At 66.3% G+C, this 11,650-nt stretch carries 9 protein-coding genes and 3 pseudogenes; 7 read left to right on the top strand and 5 right to left on the bottom strand.

Annotated elements, in window-relative coordinates:
• Positions 1 to 137 (bottom strand): annotated as a pseudogene (locus tag WAW17_RS30640) (MBL fold metallo-hydrolase); the annotation flags it as partial.
• Positions 138 to 462: 325 nt separating this feature from the next.
• Here WAW17_RS30640 and WAW17_RS30635 point away from each other — a divergent pair.
• Positions 463 to 1,680, top strand: a complete 1,218-nt coding sequence (locus tag WAW17_RS30635) for an FAD-dependent oxidoreductase (protein ID WP_422336598.1) — start codon at positions 463 to 465, stop codon at positions 1,678 to 1,680.
• A gap of 125 nt (positions 1,681 to 1,805) precedes the next feature.
• On the opposite strand, the gene WAW17_RS30630 is transcribed toward WAW17_RS30635, so the two are convergent.
• Genes WAW17_RS30630 through WAW17_RS30615 form a run of 4 tightly spaced genes read right to left on the bottom strand, consistent with a single transcriptional unit; the run spans position 1,806 to position 4,101 of the window.
• Positions 1,806 to 2,141 carry an ArsR/SmtB family transcription factor gene (locus WAW17_RS30630; protein ID WP_422336597.1) on the bottom strand — a complete coding sequence of 112 codons (336 nt, stop codon included), beginning with the start codon at positions 2,139 to 2,141 and terminating at the stop codon, positions 1,806 to 1,808.
• Positions 2,142 to 2,198: 57 nt separating this feature from the next.
• Entirely contained in the window at positions 2,199 to 2,558 is a 360-nt protein-coding gene (locus WAW17_RS30625) for a DUF202 domain-containing protein (protein WP_422336596.1), read from the bottom strand.
• A 10-nt stretch (positions 2,559 to 2,568) separates the two neighbouring features.
• On the bottom strand, positions 2,569 to 2,958 hold the full coding sequence (locus WAW17_RS30620) for a YidH family protein (RefSeq protein ID WP_422336595.1): 390 nt from the start codon (positions 2,956 to 2,958) through the stop codon (positions 2,569 to 2,571).
• Positions 2,959 to 4,101, bottom strand: a complete 1,143-nt coding sequence (locus WAW17_RS30615) for an MBL fold metallo-hydrolase (protein ID WP_422336594.1) — start codon at positions 4,099 to 4,101, stop codon at positions 2,959 to 2,961. It abuts the gene before it with no gap.
• Positions 4,102 to 4,270: 169 nt separating this feature from the next.
• Here WAW17_RS30615 and WAW17_RS30610 point away from each other — a divergent pair, with 169 nt between their 5' ends.
• From WAW17_RS30610 to WAW17_RS30585, 6 genes and pseudogenes are all read left to right on the top strand, one after another.
• A complete protein-coding gene (locus WAW17_RS30610) occupies positions 4,271 to 4,780 on the top strand; it encodes a DsrE/DsrF/DrsH-like family protein (RefSeq protein WP_422336593.1) in 510 nt (169 codons plus the stop codon).
• A gap of 41 nt (positions 4,781 to 4,821) precedes the next feature.
• Positions 4,822 to 5,055, top strand: a complete 234-nt coding sequence (locus WAW17_RS30605) for a sulfurtransferase TusA family protein (RefSeq protein WP_422336592.1) — start codon at positions 4,822 to 4,824, stop codon at positions 5,053 to 5,055.
• A gap of 5 nt (positions 5,056 to 5,060) precedes the next feature.
• Entirely contained in the window at positions 5,061 to 6,596 is a 1,536-nt protein-coding gene (locus tag WAW17_RS30600) for a 4Fe-4S dicluster domain-containing protein (RefSeq protein ID WP_422336591.1), read from the top strand.
• Between the two features lie 42 nt (positions 6,597 to 6,638).
• Positions 6,639 to 9,506 (top strand): molybdopterin-dependent oxidoreductase, encoded by a 2,868-nt coding sequence (locus tag WAW17_RS30595; RefSeq protein WP_422336590.1) that lies wholly within the window; start codon positions 6,639 to 6,641, stop codon positions 9,504 to 9,506.
• Positions 9,503 to 10,633: pseudogene (locus tag WAW17_RS30590) on the top strand (Mrp/NBP35 family ATP-binding protein); the annotation flags it as partial. The gene WAW17_RS30595 and the pseudogene WAW17_RS30590, both read left to right, overlap by 4 nt.
• Before the next feature lie 229 nt (positions 10,634 to 10,862).
• Positions 10,863 to 11,650 (top strand): annotated as a pseudogene (locus WAW17_RS30585) (heavy metal translocating P-type ATPase); the annotation flags it as partial.

Raw genomic sequence — 11,650 nt, 5'->3', positions numbered from 1 at the left:
CCCAGTCGCTGTGCGTCGTCAAGATATTCGGTGACGTCGCGGCGCGGGTCGACCACGACGGCGCGACCGGGGCTCTCGTCGCCGATCCGGTACGACGCATGCGACAGGCACTCGATGTAGTACTGCTCGAGAATCATCACGGTTTCCTCAGGGACGGGCAGGAACTTATTCCTGTGTTGCAGACAAGACTGCCATATACCCCCCATGGTATGTCAAGTACCCCTGGGGGTATATCCGATCCAAGCCCGATTGCCCTCTGATGGTCGAGCGACAGGAGTGGAGATGAATCTCGAAGAATACCCACCGGGGTACTTGACCACAGCATCTCGCGAGGGATACGCTCGTCCGTGAAATACCCGGTGGGGTATCAATGGCGACGAAGCCGTGATCCCGGGCCCATCCGGTTCCGAGAACCGGGGTCGGTGTCGCGCCTTCACATCACGAACACGAAGGAGTGTTCTCATGTCTGCGAATTCAGGAAACAGCGTGTCCCGGTACCGGGTACTCGTCGTCGGAGGCGGCACCGCGGGAATCGCGACAGCTGCCCGCCTCAGGCGTGCGGGTGTCACGGACATCGCGGTGCTCGAGCCCTCTGATCAGCACTGGTACCAGCCGTTGTGGACGCTGGTCGGTTCCGGGCAGGCATCGGTGAAGGAAACCCGCCGCGCCGAGGCAAAGCTGATTCCGAACGGGGTCCGGTGGATTCGTGAGGCCGCGACCTCGGTCGATCCCGATGCTCGGACCGTCACCACGGATTCGGGCTCCGAGATCGGATACGACTATCTGGTGATGGCAACGGGTCTGCGATTGGACTGGAACGGGGTGCCCGGACTAGCCGAGTCTGTGGGGCACGGCGCGGTATCGAGCAATTACTCTCACGAGTATGCACCCCACACCTGGGAGCTGATCCGTAACATGCGTTCGGGCACTGCGGTGTTCACGCAGCCGGCCGGTCCGATCAAGTGCGCCGGTGCTCCGCAGAAGATCGCGTACATCGCCTCCGACTACTGGCGCCGGCAGGGGGTACTGGACCAGATCCGGGTGGTACTCGTCCTTCCCGGCGACTCGATGTTCGGTGTTCCCTCCTGGCGGCAGACGCTCGAGGAGATCGTCGAACGATACGGAATCGAGGTACGGCTCAGTTCGGAGATGACGTCGCTGGACGGGGCATCTCGCAAGGCGACCATCGTCGACCATGCCGCAGGTACCGAAGAGGTCCTCGCCTTCGACATGCTCCACGCCGTCCCGCCGCAGCGGGCTCCGGAATGGGTCGCGGCGAGTCCGCTGTCCAATCCCGCCAGCCCCTTCGGATACGTGGAGGTCGACAAGCACACCCTCCAGCATCTTCGGTATCCCACTGTGTTCGCTCTGGGCGATGTCGCGGACGTGCCCACCTCGAAAACCGGTGCCGCGGTACGTAAGCAGGCTCCTGTGCTGGTTGCCAACCTGATCGCGGAGATGCGCGGGTCAGGCAAGCGCAAGAGCTACGACGGTTACTCGTCCTGCCCGTTCGTCACCGCACGGGACAAGATGATGCTTGCCGAGTTCGACTACGACCTGAATCCCGCACCGAGCTTTCCGGTCATCGACACCACGAAGGACCGCCGCGACATGTGGCTCCTCAAGCGCTACGGCCTGCCGGCCATGTACTGGCACGGCATGGTCAAGGGCAGGGTCTGACGAGCGGGCATCACCTTCTTCGACAGTCGGGACGGCGAGGCGTCAGTCGGGGGCCTCGTCGTCCCTCGCCCTGGGTTACCGCGTCGTCCCTCGCCCTGGGATTACCGCGCGCGCAGGGTCATCCATCAGCCGCGGATGGCGTCATCCAATACCGCACGGTCGGCGAGATCCTCGGCAAGAAATTCCCGGAGCAGGTCGACCGCCTGCACGATCTTCTGGCTGCGCAGCGAGTAGAAGACGTTGCTACCGGCGCGACGCGTCGACACGATGCCCCGCTCGCGCAAAATGGTCAGATGCTGGCTGGCGTTCGATTGACTGAAGCCGAGTGCCTCGCACAGTTCTCCTACGCTGAGCTCCCGGTCCCGAAGTTCGTTGATGATGAGAAGGCGCTTGGGATCGGCAATGGCTTTGCAGACGCGCGCGTGCAGCTCTTGCAGTTGTGCTGCGATGTCTTCTTCCATTACACCTCCCACGGAGCGTCGCGAGCCGATTATAGGTGTTTGCGCGTGATATCCGGACTAGACATCTGCCAGCAGCACCAGCACAAGGCCCGACACGGACAGTGTGACAGCCCCCACCGCGACGAGACGTACGAAGGTGGGGGCTACCGTCGGCCCGCCCGCTGCCACCGTGCGCACGATCCATACATACCGTTTCTCCGACAGCACGAGTAGCAGCAGCGCCGTCACCAAGCCGGCAATCCCGGGAACCGCCATCAGGGGGCTTCCCTCGGCGAAGCGCAGCAGCAGTGCCGATACGCCGCCGACGCCGAGTGCCGTTCGCTGCCATGCCATGGCGGTCCGCTCCACCTGCAGGCCGCCGTCGACAGCAGGCTCCTTTCTGCGGCGATGCGGCAGAAGTCGGCCGGTCAAGGTCATTGCCGCACCGTCAGGTCTCGACGAGGTCGACGACAATCAGCACCAGGGCCGCGAGTGCCGCCAACGCGAGTAGTGCGGACACCAGCCTCGGGATCGGCGAGTGTGGCAGCTGTTCGCCGAGCCTCATGGCGCGTTCGTTTCGTTCCCAGTGGGCGTAGGAGACGGCGCTGAGCACGCCACCGACACCGATCAGGACGAAACCGAGGCCGTGTCGGATCGCCGCGGGGCCGGGCACGAACTGCGCAACGGCCACACCGGCTGCCATCAGGGCGAGTGCGGTGCGGACCCATGCCAGAAAGGTGCGCTCGTTGGCGAGGGTGAACCGATAGTCGGGATGCTTACCGATCTCGTCCAGCGGGGTTCGGGCCGGTCGTCCCTGCCGGCGAGGCGTGGCGGTCATCTACGTCGCCCTCAGGGACGTGGACGCCGCGCATTGATTGCGGCCGACGTCGAGGACCTCGATCTCGTCGTCAGCGGGAGCGATCTGTCCGGCGTTGACGCGACGGATCGTATCGTAGGAGTCCGGAGCCGCGGGCAACGAGTTCACGATCTGCTCGACGAATCGCTCGATGGCGCGCTCGTTCAGCAACGTCGCGGTGAACACGTCCTCGAGAGTGGTGATCACGAGGCCCTCGGAGTTGACCTCTTCACTGCTCGACCAGTGCGCGGGGGCGATCACGGTCCGCGGATCGAGACGCTGGAGCCTGTCGTGCACGCTGCGGAACAGGTCGCGAGCGAGTTCCTCCGCCTGCCCGGTGAGATCGGGCCGTCCGAGCCCCCGAACGAAGACGGTGTCCCCGACGAGCAGCACCGTCTCGCTGACCAACAGTGCGGTCGTGCCGGGGGTGTGTCCCGGGAGGTGCATCGTCATCGCACGGACCACCGCGGAGCCGAGATCGAGTAGGTCGCCGTCCTTCAACGGCCGGTTGGGAAACGGGACAATGCCACCAGCGTCCTCCGGGGGCAGGTGATATTCCGCGCCCAACCGGGCGGCAAGCGAAGGGCCACCGCTGATGTGGTCGGCGTGCACGTGCGTGTCCACCACGTGGGTGACGGTCATGTCATGGACCTGCGCCACCTCCAGGTAGGGCTCGGGTGATCTGGCCGGATCGACGATGACGGACCTCCCGCCGGGAACCCCCACGAGATACGACAGGCACGCCTTCGCTGGTCTTTGGAACTGCCACATACGCAGGGCCCCTGGCAATCCGGTGATCTCGGCAGGAACGAGGAGTCGGTTCCATGCGTCGGTTCCCCCCTCGAGCGAGCGGGTGTGGAGTCCGAGTGCCTCGAACTCCTCGGCCACCAAAGCGGAGCCGTTTCCCTGTCCGCAGACCACCACGGCGCCCTCTCGTGTGGCGGCGGCCTGCTCCTCGAGTTCCTCCATCACCCGGTACACGGGGACGTTGCGGGTGGTGACGGGCCGGGAGCCTTCCACCTTGCCGGAGTGGAAGTCGTCTGTGCAGCGGATGTCGAGAATCTCGGTGATGCTGCCCGCCTGGATTTCCCGGAAGAGTTCGATCGGGGTAATGGTGTCGGCCATGAGTCCTCCCGGACGCATAGGTGGGTGGTCTTGCGCAATCTCGAGTCGAAATGCACGAGCATCTTGTGATATGCGCATACACGAATGTAGTGTCCTAGATCACAGATAGCAATGGCCTTGCGAAGGTCCACGGGAGGCCTCCCGGGCAGCCGAGAAAGGTGCCGGACGCATGTCGGACAACCCGAAGCGAGACGTCGATGACGTCCCGGAAAGCATGACGATCGTGGCGTGGAGCGGCGATCTGGACAAGATGTGGCCCACGTTGATCCTTGGCTCGACCGGCGCCGCCTATGGAATGTCCACCACCATTTTCTTCACGTTCTGGGGTCTTTTCCCTCTGGTGCGTGACGATGTCAGGATCACCGGCACCAACGCGATGACCAAAGCGCTGTCGGGCATGAACCGGCCGGGGATGAGTCACATGAAACTGTCGAAACTCAACATGGGCGGCGCCGGTTCATGGATGTTGCAGAAGCTGGCGCGGGACCAGAAGGTGGCCCATCCCAGGGAACTGGTCGAGATGTGCACCGATCTCGGCGTCAACCTCTGGCCGTGCGAGATGACCATGGAGTTGCTCGGTCTGCGCAGCGACCAGCTCATCGAGGGCGTCGGCGAGCCGGTCGGTGCGGCCACCGCCCTCTCGGCGATGAGCAGGTCCCAGATCAACCTCTTCATCTGACCCTCGGCTTCATCTGACCCTCCGCCACCAGGGAGCGTGCCGTGAACTATCAGATCGACGTCACCATCGACGCAAAGGGCCAGAAGTGCCCGATGCCGGTGCTACTCGCGTCCCGTGCGATCAAGAAACTCGAGTCCGGGCAGATACTGCTCGTCGAGGCCACCGACGGCGGGTCGAGGACAGATATCCCGTCGTGGGCCAAGGACACGGGGAACGAGCTGCTGGAACGCAATAGCGAGGACGGCGTCTATCGCTACATCATTCGGAAGAAGTGAGGTCGGTGCGCTACGGCTTCGCGATCGACCAACGCACCTGCATCGGCTGCCACGCCTGCACGGTGGCCTGTAAGACCGAGCACGAGGTGCCGGTCGGACAGTTCCGCACTTGGGTGAAATACGTTGACACCGGCAAGTTTCCGGATACCACCCGTTCCTTCGGGGTGATGCGCTGCAACCACTGCACGGATGCGCCCTGCGTCAAGATCTGTCCCACCCAGGCGCTGTTCAAGCGCGACGACGGCATCGTCGACTTCGACAACGAGCGCTGCATCGGCTGCAAGAGTTGTATGCAGGCCTGCCCCTACGACGCAATCTACATCGACGAGGACACCCACACCGCAGCCAAATGCAACCTGTGCGCGCACCGCGTCGACAACGACTTGGAGCCCGCGTGCGTGGTGGTCTGCCCCACTCACTCGATCTGGGTCGGAGACCTCGACGATCCGACCAGCGGCATCGCCGGCCTGGTGAGCACCCACGAGACCACAGTGCGCTCCCCGGAGCAGAATACCGGGCCCAACGTCTTCTACCTCGGAGCCGATCGTGCTGTTCTCGACCCGCTGTCGGCGCCGGTCGCCGACACGTACATCTGGGCGAAGCCGGACGCGCAGCGCCTCGCGACCGCAGGCGACCTGCCGGGCGATCGGACCACCGAGGCGCGCACCACGCTGAACACCGCACATCCCCGGCCGTGGGGATGGCGTGTGACGACCTATCTGTGGTCCAAGGCAGTCGGTGCCGGTGCGCTCGCCGTCGCGGGACTGGCCCACCTCCTCGGCATCGACCTGCTCTGGCTCGGCGACTACGGTGCACCCGCGCTCGCTCTGTTCGGCGCCGCCTCGACCGGGGCGCTGCTGATCTGGGACCTGAAGCGGCCTGAGCGCTTCCTCTACATCTTCCTGAAATCCAACTGGACCTCGTGGCTGGTGTGGGGCGCTTATGCCCTTGCCGCGTTTTCGTGCGTCGCGGCCTTGTGGATCCTCGCCGCCTTGTTCGACCTTTCCGGGGCGGTGACGGTGCTGGCCTGGCTCGCCATCGCCTTCGGTGCACTCGTCGCCGGCTACACCGGCTTCCTGTTCGGGCAGGCCGAGGGCCGCGATCTGTGGCAGTCGCCGCTGCTGTTCTGGCACCTGCTCGTGCAGGCTGCGATGGTGGGCACCGGGGCCCTTCTCATCGTGGCGCTGTTCGCGGATCTCTCCAGTGACGCCTCCGCTTTCCTCACGCGCGTCTTCGTGCTCTCGACGGGCCTGCACCTGTTGATGCTGGGTATCGAGTACACCAGCAAGCACGCCAGCCGGCAGGCGTCCGTGGCCGCACACATCATCACACACGGCCGCTACGCGCGGCTGTTCTGGCTCGGCGCGGTCGTCCCGGCCGCGCTGGCGGCAGCGCTGGCCGCCCCGTCCTGGAACGAGTCCGGCAGTTCCGTATTTGTCGTCTCCCTATTCCTCGCTATGGCGGGACTGCTGGTTCAGGCCGCGCTCCTCGCCTACGAGACGGCCTTCGTCCGGGCGGGCCAGGACCCGCCGCTGTCGTGACGACTCGCCCGGCCCACGGCCACACACCTGAAGGGAACTGTCATGACTTCCGAGATGGAGCGCACCCGATCCGCGTCCGCGCTTCCCGGCGAGCGCAGTCACGAACGCCTGCGCAATTTCCCGCCGGTCGAGAACTGGGACCACCACGTCGAATACGACGCCAAGGCGCACCCGCGCAAGGTGCCGCACGAATACATGCTGGTGCCCACCACGTGCTTCAACTGCGAATCGGCGTGCGGACTGCTCGCCTACGTGGACAAGTCGGACCTCTCCATCAAGAAGCTGGAGGGCAACCCCGCCCATCCGGGCTCGCGCGGACGCAACTGCGCCAAGGGGCCCGCGACGATCAACCAGTTGAACGACCCCGAACGGATCCTGCACCCCCTCAAACGCGTCGGCACGCGGGGCAGCGGTCGGTGGGAGCGCGTGCGCTGGGACGATGCGCTCGACGACATCGCGGCCCGGATCCGCGCGGCCATCGTCGAAGATCGCAAGGATGAGGTTGTGTACCACGTCGGGCGGCCTGGCGAGGACGGCTTCGCCGAGCGGTTCCTGCTCGCGTGGGGGGTGGACGGGCACAACAGTCACACGAACATCTGTTCCGCCGGCGCGCGGCTCGGCTACTCGCTCTGGGGAGGCTACGATCGTCCCTCGCCGGATTACGCGAACGCCAAGGTGATTCTCCTGATCTCGAGTCACCTCGAGGCGGGACACTACTTCAATCCGCACGCGCAACGGATCATGGAGGGCAAGGTCCAGGGCGGGGCCAAGGTCGTCGTTCTCGATCCGCGGTTGTCGAACACGGCGTCCCACGCCGATATGTGGATTGCCCCGTGGCCGGGAAGCGAGGCCGCGATCCTGTTGGCCGTTGCGGCATACCTGCTCCGAACCGGCCGGATCGACCGGGCATTCCTCCACCGCTGGGTGAATTGGTCGACCTACATGACGCACCGCCACCCGGAGCTGCCTGCCGACGACTTCGACCAGTTCGTCAGTGCAGTGGCAGAGGACTACGCCGGATACACCTTCGCCTATGCGGCGCAGGAGGCGCAGGTGCCTGAGGAACAGGTTGCCGAACTCGCCCGGATCGTCGCCACCGCCGGCTCGGCGCTGTCGGCGCACGTCTGGCGGGCCGCGTCGGCCGGCAACCTCGGCGGCTGGCAGGTGTCGAGGGCCCTGTTCTTCCTCAACGTGCTCACCGGCAGCGTCGGCACCAAGGGGGGCACCAGCCCCAACGGATGGGACAAGATCATCGCCCACGGCCCCAACGTTCCGGAAGGACACGAGTCCTGGAACGAATTGATCTGGCCCGCCGAGTTCCCGATGTCTACCAACGAGATGTCGATTCTGCTGCCACACCTGCTCAGGGACGGCCGCGGGAAGCTGTCGATGTACTTCTCCCGCGTCTACAACCCGGTGTGGACCAATCCCGACGGTTTCAGCTGGCTGGAGGCGCTGACCGACGAGTCGCTCGTCGGCTGCCACGTCGCGCTCACGCCGACGTGGTCGGAGACGGCAACCTTCGCGGACTACGTACTTCCGATGGGACACAGCACGGAACGGCACGACACCCAGTCCTACGAGCAGTATGCGGGGAAGTGGCTCGGCTTCCGGCAGCCCGTCACGCGGGTGGCCATGGAGAAGATGGGCCGGCTGGTGTCCGACTCCCGCGAGTCCAATCCCGGGGAGGTGTGGGAGGAGAACGAGTTCTGGTTCGAGCTGTCCTGGCGCATCGACCCCGACGGCTCGCTCGGTATCCGGAAGTTCTTCGAGTCGCCGTACCGACCCGGCGAGAAGGTCACGGTCGACGAGTACTACCGCTGGGTATTCGAGAACAGTGTTCCGGGTCTGCCGAAAGCGGCCGCTGATCAGGGGCTCACCCCACTGGAGTACATGCGCAAATACGGCGTCTTCGAGGTCGGTAAGGACGCCTATCGGCTCGACGAGCGGCCGCTGTCGGACGCCGAGACCGACGGCGCGATCCCGGATGCCAACGGCGTGCTCCGCAAACCCGTCACCCTCGACTCGACCCCGCCGCTGGTGGGCGAGGCGGGTGCGGTGGGAATCGTGCACGAGGACGGCAGCAGGACTGCCGGCTGGCTCACGCCGTCACGCAAACTCGAATTGTTCAGCGACACCATGGTCGACTTCGGGTGGGACGAGTACGCCACTCCGGGCTACATCGAATCCCACGTCAGCTACCGCTCGATCGACCGGTCGAACAACGAGATCGTGCTGATGCCGACCTTCCGGTTGCCGACCCTGGTTCACACGCGGTCGGGAAACGCGAAGTACCTCAACGAGATCAGTAACACACATCCCCTCTGGATGAACACCCTGGACGCCGAGCGCTTCGACGTCGGCACCGGTGATCTGGTCCGGGTCAACACCGAAATCGGATACTTCGTGGCCCGCGTCTGGTCCACCGAGGCGATCCGCCCCGGCGTCATGGGGCTCTCCCATCACATGGGGCGGTGGCGCACCTCCGAAAACGCCGGGTCGCGTTGGGCAATGGGCCTGGTCGACCTCGGCAACGACGGCAACGGTGTGTGGCGGCTGCGCTACAAGGAGGGCGTGAAGCCGTTCGCCAGCGACGACCCGGACAGCGAGCGGATCTACTGGGACGACCCGGGAGTGCACCAGAACCTCGCGTTCGCCGTGCATCCCGACCCGCTCTCGGGCATGCACTGCTGGCACCAGAAGGTGCGCGTAGAGAAGGCCCGCCTCGACGACCGTTACGGCGACGTGGTGGTGGACACCAAGCGGTCCCGCGAGGTCTACCGGGCCTGGATGGACAACACCCGTCCGGGACCGAGCCGGTCCGGCCTGCGCCGTCCGGAGTTCATGATGCGACCGGTCAAACCCCGCCGGCGCGCTTTCCGTTTCCCCGGTGCGGAGGACCGGGGATGACCAAGCTGTTGCGGAAGCGCGCGGACGCCAGGGTCGGCCCGGCGGACGTGCAGGTCGCGCTGGCCTCGGTCGAGGACCCCGAGCTGCACCTTCCCCTCGAGGAGGCCGGCATGCTCGGAGAGGTGGTGGTCGACCGCTCGGGATCCGTTCGGGTGACCGTGCGACTCACGACGCCCACATGCCCCCTGAAGGAGTCCCTCGCCGCCGACGTCACCGCCGCGGTCGGCGCCCTGGCGGGCGTCTCCGGGGTCGAGGTCGCCTTCACGGCGATGAGCGACGGGGAGCGACTGCGACTCGCCTCCCGCCTGCGCGGCGGCCGGCCGGAGGGTGCGCACTCGTTCGGGCCCGGTTCGGCAACCCGGGTGTACGCCGTGGCCTCAGGTAAGGGTGGCGTGGGCAAGTCCACGATCACGGCCAATCTCGCGGTGGCTCTGGCTCAGCAGGGCAAGCGGGTCGGCATCCTCGACGCCGACGTCTGGGGCTACTCCATCCCGCACCTCTTCGGCGTGCGCCGGGCACCGGTCGCGTTGAAGGGCATGATGCTGCCGGTCGAGGCGCACGGCGTCGCGTTGATGTCCGTGGGGTTCTTCGTGCAGGACGACGAACCGGTCGTATGGCGAGGTCCCATGCTGCACAAAGCGATCGAGCAGTTTCTGAGCGACGTGTACTGGGGCGCACTCGACGTCCTCCTCATCGATCTCCCACCCGGTACGGGCGACGTGACGCTGTCGTTGCTCGAACTCGTGCCGGACGCGGCACTCGTCGCCGTCACCACACCGCAGCCGGCCGCGCAGACCGTGGCCCAGCGAGTGGGTCGGATGGCCCGCGACTCACGGATGCCGGTCGCCGGGGTGGTCGAGAATATGTCCGCACTGGTCTGCTCGTCGTGCCACGAGAGCACGCCACTGTTCGGTGCCGGTGGCGGCCAACGGCTCGCCGAGGCCATCGCGGCGCCGCTCCTGGGACAGGTGCCACTCGACATCGAGTTGCGCGAGGCGGGCGATGCGGGTGTGCCGGCGATGGTCGCAGCTCCGCAGGCTGCGTCGGTCTCGCACATCCGGCAGATCGCGACGTCCCTGCCGGTCCTGCGGCGCAGTCTCGTCGGCCGGTCGCGTTCGTTGTCCGTCCGGTTGGACGCTCGAGGCAATCACTGCGGACGGCCCGTTCATGCAACGCCTGCGTCCGCGACTGGCCGGCTGCACTCGAGCGCGCCCAGTCGACCGACTGTCGCGGTGTCGCTGTTGTCACGCGTGATCCGTGGGATCCCGGGCATACAGTTGTCGAAGTACTCGTTCCGTCGTACACCGGCCGCGTCCGCGGATCCGGCGGCGACGTCCGATCATGGGAGTGTTCGCAATGACTGTCCGGTCGGCTCGGAAGTTGACTCGCCGTGAGCGACTGCGCCGCTCATTCGAACCTGCCCTGCTGGCAATCACTCTCACAGCGCTGTTGGCCGGCGGGGTCGCATGGCTCCTCGACGCGACCACCGTCGCGGACGCATGCTGGATCGCCGGAACGGTGGTCGCGATCCTGCCCGCAACCTGGTGGGTGATCGATGCGCTGCGCGTCGGCCGCGTCGGCGTCGATGTGATCGCGGTGCTCTCGCTGGTCGGCACGCTCCTGGTGGGCGAGTATGTCGCGGGCGCGCTGATCGGCGTCATGCTCGCCTCGGGCCAGGCACTCGACGCGGCGGCCGAGCGCCGTGCCACCAAGGACCTGCGCTCCCTGCTCGACCACGCCCCGCGTACCGCCCGCCGCCGGATCGGGAACGACGTGGAGATCGTGCCGCTGGGCGACGTCGCCGCCGGGGAGGTGCTCGTCGTCGGGCCGGGCGAGGTGGTGCCCGTCGACGGCTGGATCACTTCGCCGCTGGCGGTACTGGACGAGTCGGTGCTCACCGGTGAGCCGATGCACGTCTCGAGGCGAACCGGGCATGCGGTCCGCAGCGGAGTTGTCAACGCCGGATCCGCGTTCGAGTTGTGCGCCAAGGCCACCGCCGAGGACAGCACGTACGCCGGCATCGTGCGCCTGGCCCGCGAGGCGGCCGCGGAGAGCGCCCCGGTCGTGCGGATCGCCGACCGGATCGCCGGCTGGTTCCTGCCGCTGGCTCTCACCGTGGCCGGGCTGGCCTGGCTGATCAGCGG

This window comes from Rhodococcus sp. (in: high G+C Gram-positive bacteria), from assembly GCF_049286785.1.
GTDB lineage: Bacteria > Actinomycetota > Actinomycetes > Mycobacteriales > Mycobacteriaceae > Rhodococcus_F.
Note: the sequence above shows the minus strand (reverse complement) of the source record. Positions and strands in the feature narration are given on the sequence as shown.